The following is a 23116-nucleotide window of genomic DNA, read 5'->3' as shown; positions in this document are numbered from 1 at the left end:
CGGCGCTGCGTCGGAGCTTGCGCCTGATCACACAAAAACTCCCCTGTCCGGCCGAATTCGGGACGGTGGACGTCGTCGGCCGGCCTGCCCCGTCCTTGTACTTGCCGCCCCCGTCGATACGCAAGGCGTGCGGGCGCGACGCGACAACTTTTCCGGCATTCGTGTGCGCTGGATCACAGTCTTATGGTGCGCGCGTCGATAGAACAGGATACAAGTTTCTTCATATTAATGCGGCATTGTACGCGTTTCCCCTGAGGCGGGGCTTCGGCTCGCTCGGGGCGGCGGGAAACCTCAGGCGCGGCGATATAGAGCGCGTCGGAAGCGAGGGACGGAGGCTCGGTGGCGGCGCGTTTCGACAGCGATGACGGCGGACCGGGCGGCGCGGCGTCGACTGCGCCGTTCTCCCTGGACGCGCGCGTCGCGCTCGGCGATGCGCCGTTGTCCCTGCCGACCGGCGTCGACGGGACGCTGCCGGAACGGTTTCTCCTCGACGCCCGCTACGCCCGCGACGGGCTCGATCTCGTGATGCAGGCGTCTGGCGGTCTGACCGATTCGGGCGAACCGGCGACGCTGCGCCTGGTCGGCTATTTCGACGGCGCGGCGTCGGCGCTGGAGGATGCGGCCGGGCGCGTTCTTCAGGGGTCGGTCGTCTCCGCCTTGGCGGGGCCGCGGGCGTCGGCGCAATTGGCGCAGGCCGACGCCGCCGGGGCCGACGCAGCCCTTGGACCCGTGATCGGGACGGTGACGGAGACGACCGGGACGGTCGTCGTCGTGCGCGCCGACGGCCGCACCGTCGCGGCCGAAGCCGGTCTGCCCGTCTACCAGGACGACCAGGTGGAGACCGCGCCGGGCGGCGCGGTCGGCATGCGCTTCGAAGACGGATCGACCTTCTCGCTCGGCGCGGACGCGCGGGTGGTTTTGGATGCGCTGATCTACGATCCGGGCGCCGACAGCTCGATGACGCTCAACCTGGTGAAAGGCTCATTTTCTTTTGTCTCGGGTCAGATCGCGAAGAGCGGCGACGAGAACATGCAGATCAACACGCCGGTTGCGACCATCGGCGTGCGCGGCACCGCCGGCGCGGGCGACGAGAACGAGGTTGTGCTGCTGCCGGAGGAGGGGCCGGACGGCCAGCCGCAATTGGGCGAGATCTCGTTCCGCACCCAGGGCGGCGAGACGATCCTGAATCAACCCTATCAAGGGACCTCCGCAAACAGCCCGTTCGACGCGCCGAGCACGCCTCAGACCTTCACCGACACCGACGTCGCGGACCGCTTCGGCGACGCCCTTGGCTTCTTGCCGAGCGATATTCCGGCCAACCGCACCTTGCGTCAGAACCGTCAGCGAGACGAGAGCGGCGGCGAGGACGGCGGCGGCCCCGGAGACGAGGGCGGCGAGGGGGCCGCGCCCGAAGGCGAGGCCGAAGCCGACGGGGCGGGCGGCGAGGCCGGCGGCGAGGGCGACGGCGAGGAAGAGCCCGAGGCCGAGGCCGAGGAGGAGGCGCCCGAAGAGGACGAGCCTGAGGAGGGCGACGACCCGGAGGCCGACGAGGCGGACGCAGGCGACCTTGAAGACGATCCGGAAGGCTTCGGCGCGGCGGAGGGCGAGGGCGATCCTCAAACCCAGCTGGCCGCCGCGACGGGCGACGGCCAGGACGGCGGTGAGCCCGCCGATCAGCAGCAGGACGGGCAGCCCGACCCAGACGCGCAAGAGGCGACGGAGGACGGCGACCCGGAAGATCTGGTCGACGATATCGACTTCGGCGAGGCGGGGGCCGAGAGCCCGGAGGGAGTCGATCAGGGCGGCGATCAAGGCGGCGACCAGGACGGCCCCCAGACCGGGGACGGTTCGCCGACGCAGACCGCCGGATCCGGAGCGACGGCGGGCCCCGGCGGCGCGAGCGGGACGAACACCAATACCAGCGTCAGCGGCGCCGGCGGCGGCGTCAGCGGCAACGCCGGCGGCGGCGTCAGCGGCGAGGGGGCCGCCAAGTCCGGCGGCGACGGAGCGAGCGCGACCGTCTCCGGCGGCGGCGAGGGCGGCGGATCCGGCGGAACGAGCGCCGGCGGCGGGGCGGGCGACCCGGACGAGAGCGGCGCCACCTTGCTGGGCGAGGCGGACGAGGAGCTCCTCGACGAAGAGCGAGACGACGGCGCGCTCGCAGGCGACGGCGACGGCGAGAGCGCGAGCGCCCCGATCATCGCCACGGGGTCGACCGGCTCGGACACGATGGTCGGGGCCGGCGGCGACGACTCGCTCGACGGCGGGGCCGGAAACGATCAGCTGTTCGGCGGCGCCGGCGCCGACAATCTGACCGGCGGCGCAGGGAACGACGTCGTCTCCGGCGGATCGGGCGGGGACACGATCGTCGGCGGCTCGGGCGAAGGCGACGATATCTATGTCGGCGGCGATATGACGACCGCCGGCGGCGAGGTGACGGCGCTGGGCGCGGACGACAGCGCCGACGACGCGGTCGTCTACACCAGCGCGACCCAAGGCGTGACGGTCAATCTCGGCGACGGCTCGGCGGTCTTCAATCTGGCGGGGGCGACCACCGCGGCGCTGACCGATTTGCTGGGCGGCTCGTTGAGCCTGTCGCAGTTCGGCGGCGCCTACGGCCCGCAAACCGGCACCGACGCGCTTTACGGGGTCGAACATATCGAAAGCGGCGTGGGCGACGACCACCTGACCGGCGACGGCGCCGCCAACAGCATTACGGCCGGCGACGGGGCGGATTACATCGACGGCGCCGGCGCGTTCGACCGCCAGTCAGGATCGCCCGGCGCGGATGTGATCGACGCGGGGGCCGGCGACGATACGGTGCTTTACGACACGGCCTACGCCTCGGTCTCGGGGGCGAGTTTCGACGGCGGCGCCGGCGTCGACCGCCTGCGCATCGGCGCCTATCAGGCGGCTGATTTGTCCGACATCGCGGCCCAGGCGTCGAACTTCGAAATCATCGAGCTGCAGGACGGCGACAGCTCGCTTGCGATCGACAGCGCGTCGGTTGAAAGCCTGGTCGGGGCCGGCGGCACGCTGACCGTGACGGGCGCCGACGGGTTCGCCAACTTCGACGCGGAGATCTGGAGCGCGAGCGAGACCGGCGAGGAGAGCGACGGGACCGCCTTCGCGCTGTTGAGCGATGGGACGACCACCGTGCGCGTGACGGGCGGCGTCTCGATCCCGGGGATCAATTTGCCGCCGAGCTACGCCTCGGTGCAGGGCGATGCGTTGCGGTTCGACGCGTCGCTGGATCAGGTTCACGGTCCGGACGCGCTCATCCAGAGCGACGACGTCACCCTCGAGGCCTGGATCGAGTGGGACGGCACCTTCACCGAAGCAAACCAAGTCGTGGTCTATAACGGCGACGCGGGTCCCGGCGACGGCTTCGGCTTGGCGTTGATCGCCAGCGGCTCGGGCTACAATGTCGGCGGACTCGTCGACGGGTCGACCGTGATGCTGAGCAATGCGAGCGTGAGCGCGGACGCCCCGACCCACATCGCGCTGGTCCGCGAGAGCGGCGTCTTCACCCTCTATGTCGACGGGCGGGCCGAGCCGATCACGAATCCGACCGCCGCCCCCAGTACGCCGACGAGCGCGTTTGCGATCGGCGGTTTGCCGCTCACCAGCGCGTTGCACTTCACCGGCGCGATCGACGATGTGCGCGTCTGGTCCGTCGCGCGCAGCCAGGCGCAGATCGACGCGGCGCGGTCGGTCCACCTGAGCGGCGCGGAGGACGGGCTTTTCGCCTGGTACCCGATCGTCGGCGCGGCGGGCGTCGCCGATCGAACCGACGGCTCGACCCTCACCGTCTCCGGAGTGGATTTTGAGACGTCGAGCGCGCCCGTCGCCTCCTTCGCCGCGCAGGAGGACGGATCGTTCGTATTGTCGCTGGGGGTCTTCACCGACCCCGACGCGGACGGCGAGGGGGAAGCCTCGGAGCCGCCGCTCGGCCAGGAGGGGGGCGAAGGAGGCGGCGCGCTGCAGCCGCCTAACTCGTCCGTGCTCACGCTCAGCGTCAGCGACGGCGTCCTCAGCGTCAACACCGGGATCGCCGGCGGGGTCGGGTTGCTTGGGGCGTCGGGCGGCGGCACGTCGACGCTGACGTTGAGCGCGACGCTCGCGGAGATCAACACCACCTTGCGCAGCGGCGGGATCACCTTCACGCCGAGCGCGGACCGGAGCGGTCAGAGCGTACTGACCCTCGCCTTCACCGACGCCGATCTGACCAATCCGCAGACGATCACGCAAACGCTGACGATCGACGTGGCGGCGGTCGCCGACGCGCCCTTCTTCAGCCTGACGCCGAGTTTCAGCGGTCATCCGGGCGCGCCGATCACGATCTCGCCGCTCGCCTCGTCGCAGGACGCGGATTTCTCTGAGACGCTGCAGTTGACCATCACCGGCGTGCCGACGGGCGGCGCCTTCAACGTCGGCAGCGATCTGGGCGGCGGGACCTTTGTGGTCGATGAAGGCGATTTCTCGAGCCTCGCCTACATCCCGCCGGTCGACAGCCTGGATACTGCGACGCTCAGCTTCACCTTGTCGGTGACGGACGGCGAGGATGTGCGCACGACCGTGGCGACGACCTCGATCAGCCTGTCGCTGATCGACATCGCCTTCGACAACGACTTCGAGACCGGCGACCTGCTGACCGCGGAGAACTGGGCCGGCGACATCCAGCCGGGACAGGCCTACAATGCGCAAATTCCCGACGAGCAGAGCGGGCGCCTGACCACGGGCCAGTCGCTGACCCTCGGCGCGATGGATTTGGGCGCGGGGACCATGTCGATGGACGGGGGGCTGTTGCAGATCAATGGGGCGTTGACGACCGAGGGCGACGGTTTCGGCGCCTTCGGCGCGCTCGACCTGTCGGGCGGGACGCTGGCGCTGGGCGGCGGCGCGCTGGACGGCCCCTTCACCTGGACCGGCGGCGCGCTGACCGGAACGGGGACGTTGGCGACGGCGTCAACCCTGACGATCCGGGACGGCGGCTCGAACGAGGCGGGCGCGCTCGACGTCAGCGGGACGGTGACGCTGGATTCGGTGATCGAGATCGAAAGCGGATTCAATCACGCCTTGCAGGGCGGCGCGCGTCTGCTGGGCGACGGCGCGCTGCGGGTCGGCGGAACGCTGGCCCTCGCCGAGGGCGTCTCCATCGCCCCCAGCTTCGACATTCTGTCGGGCGGTCGGGCCGCCTTCATAGCAAGCGGGGCGACCGGGCCGGCGCTTGATCTGCTCGGCGGCGGGTCGAACGCGGGCGTCTTGTACCTCGCCGGCGCGAACAGCAATCCGGGCTCTCAGTCGCCGACGCTGGTCGTCGGCGACGGCGAAAGCTTCACCAACCTGAGCGGCGGCGTCGTGCAGACGGGCGGCGATTCGGCCCAGGACGTGTACGCCTTCCGCGGCGCCTTCGTGAACCAGGGAACCTGGGATGTGAACGCCCGCGCGCGGTTCGAGGACGGATCGGGCGTCACGCTCGTCTCGCTCGACAACACGCAGGGGACGATCGACGTCGCCTCCGGGTCCGCGCTCAGCTTCGACGACGGAAGCGTGCTCCGGCTGGGGTCGCTGAGCGCGCTGAACGGCTCGGGCACGATCGGCTTCGACAGCGGTCAGGCGACCATTGCGCTCGACGAGGACTTCACCTGGACCGCCTCGTCGTTGAAACTCGACATTTCCTCGGCCAGCGTCACGGTCTCCGGTCCGGGCGACTTCGTGAATCAATCCGCGCTCACAATCGCCGCCGAAACCGGCGATGTATTCGACGCCCGCTTCGTCAACATGCCCGGCGGCGTGCTGGTGTTTGACAGTTTCAGCAGCAATCAGTTGGTGGAGTTCAACGGCGGTATCGACAACCACTGGCTAATGCGACTGGACGGCGGATCGGCCTCTCCCGGCTCGCAGGCCGTCACGCTGGCGATCGGCGACGGGGAGAGCTTGACGGTCCGGTCCGGCGGACGGCTGGTGACGACCTCCGCACAATCCGGCGACGTCGCGAAAATCCGCGGCGATATCGATCTTCTCGGCGAACTCGACGTCAACGGTCATGCAGCGATCGAGGCCGTCAGCGTCAGCAGCGCCGTTCTGGACGCCGAGAACGGGACGATCGACGTCCTGTCCGGCCGGACTCTGACGATCGAAGACGGCGCGGTGCTGCAGGTGGGGACGGGCGCGACTCTGTCGGGCGGCGGCGTCCTCGCCCTGCAGGGACCCGGGACGGTAATGGAGCTCGTCTCCGACTTCACCTGGACGGCGACCTCTCTCGACCTAGACATCGGCGGGACGAACGCCAGCACCGGCCAGGTGACGATCGGCGGTGCGGGGGATTTCTACAACACCGGCGCTCTGACGATCGCGCAGGAGGACGACGTCTTCGCGGTCGACGTCTTCAACGCAACCGGCGCGACGCTCGCCTTCGTCAATTCGGCGGATACCGGGCCGGACGTCCGCTTCACCGAAGGCCTGCAGAACGACGGCCTGCTGAAGCTGGGCGGCGCCAACAGCAATCCGTCCAGTCAGGCCGCGACCCTGACGGTCGACGCCGGCGTGACGTTGCAGAACAACGGCGTCATCGAGTTCTCGACGAACAGCCAGGACGATCTGCACACGATCCGCGGCGACGTGCATCATCTGGGCCAGCTCAACGTCTTGGGCAGCGGCCGCTTCCAGGCCGGCGGCGCAAGCGCCAGCGTGATGGACAGCGAGAACGGCGCGATCTTGATCCAGTCGGGCCGGACGCTGACGATGGAGAACGGGGTCACGCTCAAGCTCGGCTCCGGCAGCACGATCAGCGGCGCCGGCACGCTCGCCTTCGACGGGTCGGGCGCGGGAATCGACGTCGCCAGCGATTTCACCTGGACCTCGAGCGACACGAAGCTCGATCTGACCCAGACCAGCGTGACGGTGGCCGGCGAAGGGTCCTTCACGAACGCCGGCCGGCTGACGCTGCAGCCGGATTCGGACGTCTTCGACACCGGCTTCGTCAATGCGGCCGGGGGGACGCTCGTCTTCAACAGCAGCACCGTCACCGGCCCCGACCTGACGCTCAATCAGGGGCTGGTCAATCAGGGGCTGATCACCCTGACCGGCGGCAGCACGAATCCGGGCAGCCAGACCACGACCTTGAGCGTGGCCGAGGGGCAGACGCTGACCAACGCGGCCGGCGCGATAATCGAGACGACCAGCACGTCGAGCCAGGACCGCCATAAGATCGAAGGCGATCTGCTGAACCTCGGCACGCTGCAGGTGGGCGGCCTCACGGCGCTGGAGGCCGGCGCAACCACGCAAGGGCTCCTGGATACGGAAAACGGGACGATCACCGTCGGCTCGGGCCGCACGCTTGAGATCGGCGGCGACAGCGTGCTGCGCGTCGGAACGGGCTCGACGCTGGACGGGTTCGGGACGATCCAATTCACCAGTTCGTCGGCCAGCCTGGACGTGGCGAGCGACTTCACCTGGAGTTCGACCAACCTCGCGCTCGACGTCACGCAAGCCCGGGTGACGATCGGGGGGACGGGAACCTTCTCCGTCGACGGCGATCTGACCATGGCGGCCGACGACGACGCCTTCGCGACCGACCTGGCGGTGCTGAGCGGCGGGACGCTGACCTTCACCAACGCAACCGCTACAAACCCGACGGTAAGCCTGCTGGACGGCGGCTTGAACGCCGGCCTGATCGTGCTCGCCGGCGGCAATGCGAACCCGGGCACGCAGGCGCCGACGATGGTCGTCGCCGACGGCCAGACCTTCACCAACCTGGCCGGCGGGGTCTTCCGGTCGGCGCACGGCGATTCGGCCCAGGACGTCGCGTCGGTCGAGGGGACCTTCGTCAATCTGGGAACGCTCGAGGTCAACGCCGCCCTCGAATTCGACCAAGTCGGGACCGTTTTGGACACCCGCGACGGCACGGTGACCGTCGCTTCCGGCGACGTGCTTCGCATCGACGACGGCGCGCTGATGCAGGTCGGCGCCGGCACGGTGCTGGACGGCTTGGGGACGATCCGCTTCGTCGAAGCCTCCCGCACCTTGGAGGTGGTGGAGGACTTCACCTGGACGGCGAGCGACCTCGCCCTCGACCTCACCCAGACCAATGTCACCATCACCGGCGCGGGCACGACCTTCACCAACGCCGGGACGCTGACGCTCGCCGTCGGCGGGGACGATCTGGCGCTGGATTTCGTCAACGCGAGCGGCGCGTCCCTGGAGTTGACCAGCAGCAGCGCGACCTCGGCCTCTGCGCTGGACGTGTTGGACGCCTTCACCAACGCCGGCCAGCTGACGATCACCGGCGGCCACAGCAATCCCGGCAACCAGGCCGTGACGATCGACGTGGCCTCCGGCGTCACCTTCACCAACGCCGGCGGCGCGACGCTGCGGATCGATCATGCGAATGCGAGCCAAGACGAGGTCGAGCTGCGCGGGACCTACGTCAACAACGGCACGGTCGAAATCGCCGGCCGCACCGAGATCGAGGACAGCTTCACCAACGCGGGCGTCCTCAGTATCGAAGCGGGCCGGACGCTCACCGTCGACGGCGGGACGCTGATCAACAGCGGCACGCTGCAGGGCGAGGGGACGATCAGCTTCGTCAACGGCGCGACGTTCGACAATCAGGGAACGATCGACGTCGGCGGCGGGGCTGTCGGGTCTCTCACCATCCTGGGCGACGGCCTCGACCTGAGCGACGAAACGCTGATCCTCAACATCGCGAACACCGGCAGCTTCGATCAGTTGGACGTGACAAGCCTGGATTTGACCGGGTCCGAGACGCTGGAGCTCAGCTTCCAGAACCCCGGCGCAGCGCTCGGGACCTATCGGATCGTCACCTACGATTCGCACGACACCCAGAGCGCGGGCGTGTTCGAGACGGTGACGAGCAATCTCGACAGCGCGCTCTACGACGCCTCGCTGGTCTATCAGGCGGACGGGATCGATCTGCTGGTGCGCGCGAAACCGCAGCTTTCCGGGGCCGCCGACCTGTCGGCGCGGGAGGATGAGGGCGTCGCGATCACCGGCCTGTCAGTCAGCGACGCCGACGCCGGCGGCAGCGAGGTCCTGACCTTCGACCTCACGGTCGACGCCGGGACGCTCGCCTTGACGGACAACGCGGCCTCCGGCGCGACGATCGTGACCGACGACGCCGGCGCGGTGCGCCTTACCGGCACGATCACCCAGCTGAACAGCTTCCTCGGCGCGGCGAACGCGGTGCGCTTCAACCCGGCCGCGGACGCTTCCGGCGCGGTGACGCTGACGCTGACGCTGACCGACGGGGACGGGGTGCAGTCGACGACGACCCAGACCGTCACGGTAAGCCCCGTCGACGACGGCGCGTCGGCGAGCCTTTCTTACCTGACCTTCGACGGCGCGGACGACTATCTCGACGCCGGCGATGCGGCCGCCTTCGACCAGACCGGGGCCATGACGCTCGAGGTGCGCGCCAATATGGAGACGGCGCCCGGGGCCGGCGACTTGGCGACGCTGGCCTCCAAATGGGGCGCGTACGGCGAGCGCGCCTACTGGTTCGGCGTCGACGGCGATACCGGGCAGTTGAAACTGATCCTCTCGCCCGACGGCGGCGCGACGGAGCGCACCTTCCTGTCCGGCGAGACGCTCGCCGCCGGGCAGTGGGCGCACGTCGGCGTCACCGTCGATCCGGACGACGACGCGGTGCGCTTCTATGTCGACGGCGCGCCGGTCGGGACGCCGCAAAGCTTCACCGACGCCGGCGCCTATGGCGGCGCCAGCCGCTTCCTGATCGGCGCGAACCAGGGCTCGGGCGCCGCGCCGGTTCATCATTTCGACGGCGGGATCGCCGAAGTGCGGCTGTGGAGCGCCGCGCGCAGCGCCGAGGCGATCGCCCAGAAGCACAATCAGCTGCTGCAGGCGGGCGAAAGCGACCTGGCCGGCTATTGGCTGCTGAACGGCCTGAACGACGGGGCGGTCGCCGACCGCAGCGCCAATTCGAACGCCGCCCTGGCGCAGCACGGGCCGGCGCCGGACCCGGGCTCGGCCTATCTGTCCTTCGACGGCGTCGACGACGTGATCGACCTGCCGTCGAGCGCCACCGGAATTCGCACCGGAACCGGCGCCTTCACTTGGGAAGGCTGGGTCCGCGCTGACGTCTCCGACGTCGGGGGCGAGCCGACGCTGATGATGATCGGCGGCCCCGCAACGGGTCAGCGCGGCAACCTTCGGATCGACAGCGACGGCAATCTCTCCTTCGTCAGCTACAATCAGGAGAACCTGGAGGCGACCAGCGCCGACAGCGTCGCGACCGGCGCCTGGACGCACGTCGCCGTCACCTATGACGGCTCCCAGGTGCAGCTCTATGTCGACGGCGTCGCGTCGGGCGCGGCCCAGACCGTGGGGCTCGACATCACCGGCGGCGACGCGACGATCGGCGCGGCCGTCGATAACGCAAAATACTTCGAAGGCGATTTGGCCGAGTTCCGGGTGTGGAGCGAGGCGAAGAGCGCAAGCGATCTCGCCGCCTTCAAGGACGGCCGCCTGACGGGCGAGGAGGCGAACCTCGAAGGCTGGTGGCCGCTCGACGAAGGGGTCGACGCGAGCGTCTTCGACCGCAGCGGCGCCGGTAGCCATGGGACGGTCGACGGCGCGACTTGGCGGAACGCCGCCGGCGGTCCGCCCTTCGCGCCGGGCGAGGCGGCGTTGTCGCTCGACGGCGTGGACGATCGCGTGAACCTTGGCGCGGACGCCGCGCTGTTCAGCGGGACGACCAGCTTCACGCTGGAGAGTTGGATCAAGATCGACGCCGCCGCCATCGCCTCGAAGAACGCGCAGATCTTCACGCTCGGCGCGGATGCGGCCGGAGAGCGCGCGGACCTTCGGGTCGATCAGACCACGGGCGAGTTGCACTTCACGACCTACGGCCTTTCGCCTGCGACGAAGTCGGGCGTCAGCGTTGCGGACGGAACCTGGAAGCATATCGCCGCCGTCTATGATGCGGCGGCGCAGACGATGCAGCTCTATGTCGACGGCGCCGCCGCCGGCGCGGCGGTCAGCTACGCCGCCAAGCCGCCGGACATCTCGGCGGGCGTCGCCTATCTCGGCCCGCCGGCGGGTGCGTCGAGCTTTTTCGAGGGAAGCGTCAGCGAAGCGCGGATCTGGTCGGGCGCACGCAGCGCTGCGGAGATCGACGGCGCGCGGCTGTCGCGTCTCTCCGGCGCGGAGGAGGGGCTCGTCGGCTACTGGCCGCTCAATGACGGGGCGGGGACGGCCGCGGCCAGTCTGGCGCCCGGCGGAAGCGACGCGACGCTGGAAGGCGGCGCGGGCTGGACCGAGGTGGCGGACTCCGCCCCGGGCGTGGCCGACAGCGGCGGGCCGAACGTCGGCGCCGCCACGGCCGACGCGAGTGAAAGCGAGGAGCCCGGAACCTTCTATCTGCCTGAGGATCAGACGCTCTCCGGCGTCATGTCGAGCGCGGACGTGGAGGGGACGCCGACCTACGCGATCTCCGGCGAGACGTCGAACGACGGGAGCTTCTCGATCCGCAGCACCGAGTTGGGCGAGGCGCGGATCAACATCACGACCGGCGAATGGACCTATACGCCCGACCCGGATCAGACCGGGCCGGACGACTTCACCATTCAGGTGACCGGCGCGACCAGCGGAACGGACAGCCAGCAGATTACGATCGAGCTGGATCCGGTCGCCGACGCGCCGCAGCTGGGCGCGACGCACGGCAAGGCTCTAAGTATGGCCGCGGGCGAGGACATCGTCGTGCCGAATGACCCGGGTTTGGAGCCAGGGGCCGGGAGTTTCACCGTCGAGGCCTGGGTCAACCTGTCGACGGTGGCCGCCGACGGCGATCAATATGAGTACATCGTCTCAAAGGGCAACATCACCTCGGGCGAAGCAGGCTGGTCGATTTCCAGCATCGGCAACCAGCTCTTCGTTCGGGTCAACGGGAACGACGGCTTCAGTCAACGAGCGAGCCAACGCATACCCGACGTCAGCGATCTGGAAGGCTGGCACCATGTCGCTCTCGTCGTCGATCGGGATGCGAACGAGCTCCGGGGCTATCTCAACGGCTCGAACGATCGGTGGGTTGACGGGGGCGCGGGGCCTAGCAGCAACAGCATCGCGGGCTTCGACCCGATCGACAGTACGACGGATATGCTGATCGGCGGCGTGCGCAACGGCTCGAACGCCACCGAGACCTCCTTCTCCCATGTCGGGCAGGTTGATGAAGTCCGTTTGTGGAGTACGGCGCGCACGCCAGAGCAACTGGCGAGCTTCAGCCAGCTTCGCCTGAACGGTCCGGAAGACGGGCTGATTGCCGCCTACGACTTCGAGGACCCGAACAACCTGGGTCTCGACGTCACCGGCAACGGCTATGACGGCGCGCTAACGGGTTCGCCCGGCCAAGTCGACAGCGGGGCGCCCGCCGGCGGCTTCGACATCGAGGAGGACGCCGGCTCGGTCGCGCTCACGGGCATCACCGTGGCCGATCCGGATACCGACGGCGACATCACCGTCGTGATGGAGGTCGAGCGCGGGACGCTGACGATCGACGACTCCGTCTCCGGCGGGATCGGCGCGAGCGGGATCGTCGGCAACGGCACGGCCAAGCTGATTCTGAGCGGGACGGCCTCGGCCGTCGCGACCACGCTCGCGGCGGCCAACGGGCTGCTCTACGCCGCGGCGGCGAACGCCTCGGGCCTGGAGCGGCTGCAGGTGACGGCGAATGACGGGCAGGGGATCTCGACCCGCAGCTACGACATCGCGATCGACGCCGTCGACGACGCGATGACGGGCGCGGGCGGCGCGCTGCAGTTCGACGGGGTGGACGATTTCGCCGAGGCGGCCGAGCTTTCCGCCTTCGACGGCGCGACCAGCCTGACGCTCGAAGGCTGGATCAACACCAGCCGGCCCGGCGGAACGATCCTGCAGCTGACCGGGAATGATTCGTTGGAGCTGAAGCTCGACGGCGCCGGCGCTCTGGAGCTGAGCGGGACGCTGGGCGACGGCGGCTCCGTCGTGGGCGCGACGGCGATCAACACGGGCGAGTGGGTGCATGTCGCGGCCGTCCTGGAGGGCGGGCAGGCGCAGCTCTACGTCAACGGCGAGGCGGCGGGGAGCGGGTCCGTCTCGGCCAACCTGGCGGATCCTGACCTGCTGATCGGCAAGACGCAGTTCGGCGGCGACTATTTCCGCGGCGCGATGGATGAGATCCGCCTGTGGACGACGGCGCGCAGCGAGGCCGAGATCCAGGGGGCCTATCAGCGCCAATTGACCGGTGATGAGGCGGGGCTCGCCGCCTACTACCGCTTCGACGAGCGGCTGATTGAGGAGCTGACCGACAGCAGCGGAAACGGGAACACGGCGCGTCTTGGCGGCGTCGACCGCAGCGCTTCGGGCGACGCCGCCGCAAGTCGCCTCAACGACCTCAACGGCGCCCTCAGCTTTGACGGGACGGGGGAGGTCGAGATCGCGCACGATCCGGCGCTGAGCCCCGCCAGTTTCACGGTCGAGACCTGGGTGCGCGCCGACAACGGGACGCGCAGCGCCGACCAGCGGCTGCTGATCAGCCCCGACAGTTTCAACGAGGCGACGGCCTATGCGCTCACCCTCAACAACGGGGCGCCGAGCTTCACGGTCTCCGGCGGCGCATCGGGGGCGGAGGTGGTCACGATCGGCCACGGCGCGAGCGTGGACGACGGGCTGTGGCGCCACGTCGCCGGCGTCTATGACGGGGCGACGGGGACGGTTTCCTTCTACGTCAACGGCGAGCTTTCCGGCACAGGTCAGCTGACCGGCGCGCTGTTGACCTCGACCGACGCCCTGAAGCTTGGCGCGGACGGTTTCGTCGGCGATCTCGCCGAGACGCGGCTGTGGAACGTCGCGCGCAGCCGGCAGGAGATCCAGGATTCCTTCGAGCTCGCCGCGCGCGGCGACGAGAGCGGCCTCGTCGCGCTGTGGCGCGGGGTGGAGGATCCGGATGACGGCGGGTCCAGCCTCACAGACTTCGCCGGCGGCCATGACGGCACGATCGTCGGCGGGGTGAGCTTCATCGATCCGATGGCGCCGATCGAGGGGCCGGCCGGCGGGACGCTGGAGGTGGAGGCGTTGGAAGGCCGGACGGTCACCGGCGTCGCCAACCCGGGCGATGTGGGCGCGCCCGTCAGCTTCGCGATCACCAGCGCCGGCGCGATCACGACCGACGGCGACTGGCGGGAGCAGAGCCTGAGCGCGGGCGTCCTGCGCCTCAACAGCGTGACCGGCGAATGGGTGTTCGAGGCCGGCTACGACGTGACCGGGCCGCAGAGCTTCGAGATCACCGCGATCGGCGACGATGGGAGAACCGACGCGCAGACGGTCTCCGTGACCGTCCAGGATTTTGATTTCGACCCGCAGGTTCAGGGCGGCGCGTTGTCCTTCGACGGAAGCTCGCTGATCGACGTGGGCCGCGGCGTCGGCGACAGCCTGGCGATCACCGGCGACCTGACGCTTGAGATGTGGGTCAATCCGACGAGCCTCGACGGCGGGCGGCTCCTCTCATTCCACAGCGGGACCGGCGACGGGGAGTCGGAAAACGCGCTCTACACGCTGTTCGTCGGCTCGGGGGGCGTCCTCACCTTTAGTTCCGAGACGGGCGACGGGACGAACCACGACGTCGCCTTCCAGGACGCGAGCCTTGAGAGCGGCGCTTGGCGCCATGTCAGCGTGGTGCGCGACACGGCGGCCCAAGAGTTGCGGCTCTATATCGACGGCCAGTTGGCGGACGCCGTTGATTACGCGATCACGCCGACGGGCGGTGAAGACTCCCGCTTGGTCATCGGCGCGAACACCCCAGAAGGCGGCAATTATTTCAACGGCTTCATGGATGAAGTTCGCGTCTGGTCCGAAGCACGGAGCGCGGCCCAGGTCGAGTCCGCCTGGGATCGCCAGATCGCGAACCCGACCGGGGAGAGCGCGCTGCAGGCCTATTGGCGCGCCGACGACCGCGACGGCCTGCAGCTGACCGACGCGTCGGCCGACGGCAACCACGCGGCGCTGGGCGGGGTCGCGTTCACCGACGTCGCCTCGCGGACGCTGAAGTTCGACGGCCAGAACGATTACGCCGAACGCGACAGCGTCGTGCTCAACACGGCCTCCCCCTACACCGTGCAGACGCGCTTCAAGTGGGACGGGTCGGATTCGTTGGCCGATATGTTCCTCGCCTACAACGGGACCTTCGATCAGGCGGGGCAGACGGGCGGGGCCGGCTTCGGCCTCGGCCTCGTCAAGACCGGCCCCTCCAGCTTCCAGATCGGCGCCTTCGGCGGGGACGGGGCGATCGCGACCGGCCCGCCGGTCGTCGCCGGTCGCTGGTACGATGTGGCGGTGACCAATGACGGCGGTACGCTCCGCCTCTATGTCGACGGGGCCGAGCGGGCCGCAATGAACGCGCCGCCCGGTAATCCGCCCGCGGGCGAGTTCCTGGTCGGCGCGGCGCTGACGCCCGGCGGCCCGGGCGGCCATTTCGCCGGCGAGATCGAGGAGGTGGCGGTCTGGAGCGACGTGCGCACCGCCGACGAGGTCGCCGCCGACGCCGCCGGCCCGATCAGCCCGGGGGCCGCCGACCTCGCCGCCTATTACCGCGCCGACGCCGCCACGAGCCAGGCGGTCACGGACCTGACGGGCGGGACGGCGCTGACCCTCGACGGCGCGCGGCTGGAGAATGATCCGGGTCCGCAGGTCGAAGGCGCCCACGTCGTCGTCACCGCCGACCGCTTGGCGGCCGGGACCTTCCAGACTCATGAGATCGAAGGCGACGGAACCTTCGCCGTCGCCGGCGGGACGACGGCCGCCGGCCTCAACAGCCTGAACGAGGCGGGCAAGGGCACGCTGCGCATCGACCCGGACAGCGGCGGCTGGATCTTCGAGCCGGCGACCGGCTTTGCGGGGGAGGTCAGCTTCACCGTCACCGCGACCGGCTCGCTCTCCGGCTCGGACAGCGAGACGCTGACCTTCCAGGTGCTGCCGCCGGCGGTCGATCAGACGCCGCCCAACGTCGCGGGCGCGCGCCTCGCCTTCGACGGCGGGGACGTCGCGGTCACCGCCGCCGACCCGGTGCTGGCGCATACTGACAACCTGACGATCGACCTTGCGGTGAAGCCGGTCGCGCTGCCGGGCGTCGGGCAATCGCAGACGCTGCTGTCCCATACGGGCGACGGAACGGGCGACGGCGCCAACACGCTCTACAGCCTCGTCATCAGTCAGAACGGCGAGATCGTCTACACCCATCAGACGACGGGCGGCGTCGCGGCGAGCCACAGCTTCACCGGCGCCGCACTGACGGAAGGCGCGTGGGCGCAGCTGAGCCTCGTGCGCGACATCAGCGACTCCACGGTCGAGCTCTTCAAGGACGGCGTCTCCGTCGGGAGCTACGACTATTCCGGCGTCGGCGCTCCGGCCGACGGCGCGGACGGCCGGCTGCTGCTGGGCGCGGCGGACGGCGCGGGGACCGACGGCTTCATCGGCGAGATGGACGAAGTTCGCCTCTACAGCGCCGTTCGCACCGACGACGAGATCGCCTACTACGCCGATCGCCAGGCCCCGGCCGCCGACGGCGATCTGCTTGTCTATTATCGGGGAGAGACGACCGCGGACGGTCTGCTCGACGATGTCAGCGGCCACGGGCGCGACGCGGTCCTGGGCGCGCCGGGGGGCGCCGACAGCCTCGCCCCGCGCAGCATCGAGCCGCCCGCGCGCGCTCTCAGCTTCGACGGGACGAATGATTACCTGTCGGTTGCGAGCGACGCGGCGCTCGATCCCGCCAGCTTCACGATCGAGGCCTGGTATCGCACCGAGTCGACAGGCTCTCGCCTGCGGATCCTGACCCGCTCCGACGACAACAGCTCGTTCAACCGGTACGGCTTGCGGCTTGAGAACGGCGAGCCGACCTTCAGCATCGGCTTCGAGGGCGGAAGCGTGAGCGGTGAGGCGCTGACCGCCGCCGGCGTCGTAAATGACGGGCTGTGGCGGCATATCGCCGGGTCTTACGACGCGGCGACCGGGCTGATGCGCCTCTATGTCGACGGGGAGCTGGCGGCGGAGAAGAGTGTCGACGGGACGCTGTTGTCAACGACCTCGCCGCTCTTCATCGGCGCATACGACGAAAGAACTCTTGTCGCGGATCAACGCTGGGACGGCGACCTCGCCGACGTGCGGCTGTGGTCCGAGGCGCGCGGACTCGACGACATCCGAGCGAGCATGAATGAGCGCCTCGCCGGCGACGAAAGCGGGCTCGCCGCCTGGTGGCCGCTGGACGACGGGGCGGCCGGCGATACGCCCGCCAGCTTTGCAGACGCCGCCGGCTCGAACGATGCGAGCCCGACCGGCGCGCCGGCCATCGTCGAGACCGCGCCGGAGATCGGCGGCGGCCTCGTCGCGACGGAGGAGAACCAGACGGCCTCAGGCTACTGGGACGCCTCTGGGATGGTGGAGGGATCCGTCACCTACGGGATCGAGGGCGCGACGGTCGCGAACGGCCTCGCCACCCTGTCGACCGCCAACGGGACCGCGACGGTGGACGTCTCAAGCGGCGCCTGGAGCTTCACGCCTGGCGCCGGGTTCGCCGGGACCGACGGCTTCACGCTGACCGCCGCGGGCGCGACCAGCGGCGCGGTGCGTCAGGCCATGACGGTCGAGGTCGAGGAGACGCCGGCCGAATTCGCGGCCGGCGGCGACGCGCTTTCCTTCGGCGGCGGTGCGGACTCGGTCGCGGCCCCGGCCGTCACCGGGCTCTCCTCCGGCGCGCTGACGGTGGAGCTTTGGCTCAACCCGGCGGAGACGGCGAACGCGTCGACCTACCCGATCAGCTACGCCGCCGGCGCCGAGAGTGACGCCTTCGGCATCGTGCTCGACGATACCGCCGGCCCGCGCTTCTACCTCAATTTCGGCGGCGGGCCGAACGCCGGCGCCTATTTCGACGCGGGCGTCGATCAACTGACGCCCGGCGAGTGGGCGCATCTCGCCGTCACCTGGGATCAGGCCACCGGCGCGACGGCCTTCTACGTCAACGGCGTCAAGACCGCCGAGGGAACCTATCAGACGGGCGAGGCGCTGGGGGCCGGCGGGACGCTCGTCCTCGGGCAGGATCAGGACAGCGTCGGCGGCGGCTTCCAGCCGGGGGAGGCCTATAGAGGCCTGATGGACGAGGTGCGCGTGTGGAGCGCGGCGCGCAGCGCGGAGCAGATCGCCGCCTCCTACGACGCGCAGGTCGCGACCGACGCCGCCGACCTCGTCGCCTATTACCGCGCCGACGGCTATAACGGCGGAAACCTTCTTGATGGCGCGGCGAACGGCAATGACGCGAGCGTCTCCGGCGCCGCGGTCCTCGCGCCGCCGGCGAGCGCGGCCGATTTCGATCGCTCGACCGCCGACAGCCACATCGCGATCGACGTCGGCGGCGCGGCCAGCGCCCTCGACCTGACCGAGCGGGTAAGCGTTGAGGCGTGGGTGAAGCCCGCGGACCTCGCCGCCGATCAGGCGATCTTCTCGAAATTCGACGGCGCCAGCGGGTTCGAGCTCGGCCTCGATACCGCCGGACGGGTGACGTTCTCGGGCTCGGACGGTTCCAACACCGCAAGCGTCGCGAGCGGCGGCTCGCTCAGCCTCGGCGCGCAGCAATGGGCGCATGTCGCCGCCGTCTTCGACGGCGGGACCGTCCATTTCTTCATCGACGGCGAGGCCGCCGGCTCCGCCGTCATGCAGGACGACGGCGACATCACTGCGCTGGCGACCAACACGCTGGACGCCCTGATCGGCGCGCGCGCGGACGCCGGGATCGTGCGCGAGTTCGACGGCGCGATCGGGGAGGTCCGGGTCTGGTCCGACGCGCGCAGCGCCGACGAGATCTTCGCCCATCGCGACCGCTCGATCGCCGATCCGGCCGGCGAGGCGGAGCTTGCGGGCTATTGGCGCCTCGACGACGTCGCCGGCGGCGGCCCGCGCGATCTCGCAGGCTCGCTCGACGGGCTGGTGCAGAACGCGGTCTCGGCCGTCGCCGGCGCGGCTCCGATAACCGGGAGCGTCATCACCTTGGTCGAGGGTGAAGCCTACGCCGGGCGCTTCACCGCCGAGGTCGGCGGGGCGGCGACCTACAGTCTCGACGGCGGGACGATCGAGGGCGCCTACAGCGTCCTGACCCTCATCGAAGGCGTCGCGCGCATCCATCAGCAGACGGGCGCCTTCACCTTCACGCCGGCCGCCAACTACGCCGGGACGGCGACGAACCTCTTCACGCTGCAGGCGACCGGCGCCGGCGGAGCGAGCCAAAGCGTCCAGATCACCGCGGCGGTCGAGGCGGCGCCGACGCTTGAGATCAACGCCGCCGGGTCCAGCCTGCGCTTCGACGGGGACGACAGCGTCACGCTCGCGGACGCGCCGGCGAACGACATCGCCGCCGGTCAGGATTTCACGCTGGAGGCCTGGGTCTATCGCCAGGGAAGCGGCGTGCAGACGTTGATCGAGAAGGGCGACGCCGACGGCGCTTCCGGCGGCTTCAGCTTGGGTCTGGACGTGATCAACCGGCCCCAGTTCCGCATCGGCGACGGCGGATCGAGCGTCTCGGTCAGCCGTACCGACTTCGTCGGTCTGCCGGAGAACGAGTGGTCCCACGTCGCCGTTTCGGTCGACCGGAGCGGCTTGGCGACGCTTTATCTGAACGGCGTCGATATCGGGTCCGGCAACATCGCCGGCTACGGCTCGGCAGGGCTGGCGACCGGCGATCTGGTCTTCGGCGACGGGTTCGACGGGCTGCTGGACGAGGTGCGGCTGTGGACCAAGGCGCGCAGCGCCGACGAAATCCAGGCCGACTATCAGCGCCAGTTGAGCGGGGGCGAGGCGGATCTCGCGGGCTACTGGCGCCTCGACGATGCGGTCGATGACGGCATGGCGGACGCGACCGGCGCCAACGCGGACGCCAGCGTCTCCGGCGCGGCGGCGGTGCGCTTCCTCGGCCGTGCGGCTGAGTTCACAGGCGCGGCCGACGAAGAATTCAGCAACCCCGGCGCGTTTGATCCCGGCGCGGGCGATCTCTCCGTCTCCGCCTGGGTGCGGCTCGACGACGTCAATTCGGCGCAGACGATCGTCGGCAAGGGCGATCCGGACGGCGCCGGCGGCTGGTCTATCGAATTGGATGGAACGGGCTATCTGGTCGTGTCCGTCGGCGACGGGTCTACGGAGATTTCTCAGCGCGTGGACGTGAGCGGCCTGGACGGGTGGCGGCATGTCGGCTTCACATTCGAGCGCGGCGCGACGGACAGCACCGTGCGGGGCTATCTCGACGGCGCCGCCGGCGGATGGGCCTCGCCGCCGGACGGGTTCGATACGGCTCCGAGCAACCTGCTCGCCTCCCCGCTGACGTCGAGCGCGCGCTTCGCGGTCGGCGCGCAGCATGACGGGTCCTCCTACAGCCAGCGCCTCGACGGCGCTGTGGACGAACTGCGAATCTACAACGCGTCGCGCACCGCCGCCGATATGGCCGCCGACATGAGCGCCGCTACGGCGAACCCCGCAGCGGCGAGCGGCCTGATCGGCTATTTCGGCTTCGAGGAGCAGAGCGGCGCCGCCTTGGACGCATCCGCCGGGAACGCCGATCTGACCGCCGGGGCGGCCGCCCAGCGCAGCGACGCCGCGCCCGCCTTGTCGGGAACGCTGTTCATGGTGGACGAGGACCAGATCCTCTCCGGGGTGCTGGAAAGCGATTCCGCCGACGCCACGCCCTACAGCCAGGGCGACGGGCCGGATCACGGCGCGCTGGAATTCGACGCGGCGAGCGGGCGCTGGACCTACGATCCCGATCCGAGCTACACCGGCGAAGATAGTTTCAGTTTCCAGGCGACCGACTCCTCGGGCAACGTGACCGAGAAGAAGATTACGGTCACCGTCGAAGGAGCTGGCGGCGTAGCCTGATCGGGCGTGCTGCCGGGCGATGATGGCGAGCGAAAGCGGGCAGGCTTCAGAGACGACGGCGACGCGCGACGGCGCGGATCCGCTCGGCCCGGGCGGCGGCGCGCGGCCGGGAAGCGACGGATTCCGCCGCCGGCTTTTCGCGCCCCTTATGGCGCGGATGCCGGAACTGGCGTCGACCAGCCTCTTCATCAACATCCTGTCGATCGCAGTGCCGATCTTCGTCTTGCAGGTCTACGACCGCGTGGTCTTCCAGGCCGGGCTCACGACGCTGCAGGGCCTCGTCGCCGGCGTGCTGCTGGCGGTCGCCTTCGATTTTCTGCTGCGCCAACTGCGCGGGCGAATGGTCCAGCGCATCGCGATCCGCGTCGACGCCGACGTCGGCCGGATGCTGTTCGGCAAGCTGGCGCGCCTGCCCCTGTCGGTTCTAGAGACGCGCACGACGGCGCAATGGCACGCGCTGCAGCGCGACGCGGAATTGGCGCGCAACGTCGTCGCCGGGCCGCCCCTCGTGATGCTGATCGATTTGCCGTTCGTCGCGCTGTTCGTCGCGGTGATCTGGATTATCGCGGCGCCGATCGCCTGGGTGCTGTCGGTCGTGGTCGGCGTCTTCCTGCTGCTGGCCTTGGTCTCGCAGCGGCTCATTCAGCGCTCCAGCGAGGCGGAGCGGCACGCCCAGGCCGACCGCGACGCCGTCACGACGGAGATGTTCGCCGGGCGCACGACCATGAAGGCGCTGGGCCTCGCCCCGGCGCTTTCCGACCGGTGGGAGGACCGTCAGGCGACTCTGGTCGAGCAGTCGCTGCGCCGCGGCGTGCTGACCGACGGCTTCACCAACGGGGGCATGGCGCTCAGCCTGCTGGCGACGGTCGGCATGACCAGCGTCGGCGCGCTCGCCATCATCAATCAGGAAATGACGATGGGCGCGCTGATCGCCGCCAACATGCTGACCAACAAGGTGATCCAGCCGATGAACCAGCTGGTCGGCATGTGGCGCCAGCTTGTCGGCTTCCGTCAGGCGCTGGATCGGTTGTCGGAACTGTTCGCCGCCGCCGACGAGCCCGGCGCCGGCGCGCTCGAGCGCCCGCGACCCAAGGGTCTCATGAAGGTGGAGAGCGCGCGCTTCGCCTACGGCGGCGGCGCCCCGGTGCTGGACGGCGCGACGCTGGAGCTGCGGCCCGGCCAGGTGCACGGGCTGATCGGACCGAACGGCAGCGGAAAGACGACCTTCCTTATGCTGCTCCAGCGTCTCTATCAGCCGCAGGAAGGCCGCATCACGCTGGACGGCGCGGACTTGAGCCAGTTTTCGCGCCCGCAGCTCGACCGCTGGATCGGTTACGTGCCGCAGGATCCGTTCTTCTTCACCGGCTCGATCGCAGAGAACATCGGCAACGGCGCGGCCCAGCCGGATGACGCGGCCGTGTTGCGCGCCGCGCAGATGGCCGGAGCGGACGCTTTCGTCGACGAATTGCCGGAAGGCTACCTGACCCGGATCGGGGAGGGCGGGCGGCGTCTGTCGACCGGTCAGCGTCAGCGCCTCGCCATCGCCCGCGCGCTTTACGCCGATCCGCCCGTGCTGCTGATGGACGAGCCGAGCTCGAGCCTCGATCGCGCGGCCGAACAACAGTTGGCCCGCACGCTGGCGGCGCTTGCGCGCGAGCGCACAGTCGTCGTGGTCACTCACAGCCCCGGCCTGTTGGGCGTGTGCGATGTCGTAACGGCGTTCCAGAAAGGCCGCATCATGCTGACCGGCCCGGGCCGCGAGGTGCGCGCTCAACTGCTGGGGGAGCGGACGGCCGCCGCCTCGCCGACGCAACAGTCGCCGGCCTCGGCGGCCGCCGGGACTGCGCCCCCAGCTCCCGGCGCCCCGATCCCGCGTCCCCCCGTTCAGCGCGCGCCCCTCAAGCGCCCGCCGTTACGCGCCGTCGTGACGCCCGCCGGGCCGGTCGAACCGAGCGCGCCGGGCGCAGCCGAGCCGCCGGAGGGCGCGCTGTCCAAGAAACCGCCTGCGAAGAAAACGTCTGCGAAGAAAACGTCTGCGAAGAAAGCGAGCGCGAAGAAGAGCGCTGCGAAGAAGGCGGCGGCTAAGAAGGCCGGGGCGAAGAAGACGGCAGCCAAGAAGACCGGCGCGAAAAAGCCGCCGGCGGCGGGGCCGTCCCCCAAATCCTACGGCGAAGCGGCGGAGTAGGCGGCG

General features: G+C 69.9%; 2 protein-coding genes. Both read left to right on the top strand.

The annotated features are described in order from the left end of the window. Positions 1-339 precede the first annotated feature (339 nt). The gene (locus tag RIB45_RS13015; protein WP_350050758.1) at positions 340-20925 is read left to right on the top strand and encodes a LamG-like jellyroll fold domain-containing protein; all 20586 of its coding nucleotides are present in this window, start codon (positions 340-342) and stop codon (positions 20923-20925) included. A 157-nt stretch (positions 20926-21082) separates the two neighbouring features. Then, positions 21083-23110 (top strand): peptidase domain-containing ABC transporter, encoded by a 2028-nt coding sequence (locus RIB45_RS13010; protein WP_350050757.1) that lies wholly within the window; start codon positions 21083-21085, stop codon positions 23108-23110. Positions 23111-23116: the final 6 nt, after the last annotated feature.

Source organism: Marivibrio sp. (assembly GCF_040218065.1).
Taxonomy (GTDB): domain Bacteria; phylum Pseudomonadota; class Alphaproteobacteria; order UBA8366; family Aestuariispiraceae; genus Marivibrio.
This window is presented reverse-complemented; position numbering and strand designations above follow the sequence as displayed.

What these genes read in the sequence shown, in the direction of transcription:
- RIB45_RS13010 (WP_350050757.1), top strand. Translation starts at nt 21,083, where the DNA reads ATGCCGGAACTGGCGTCGACCAGCCTCTTCATCAACATCCTGTCGATC.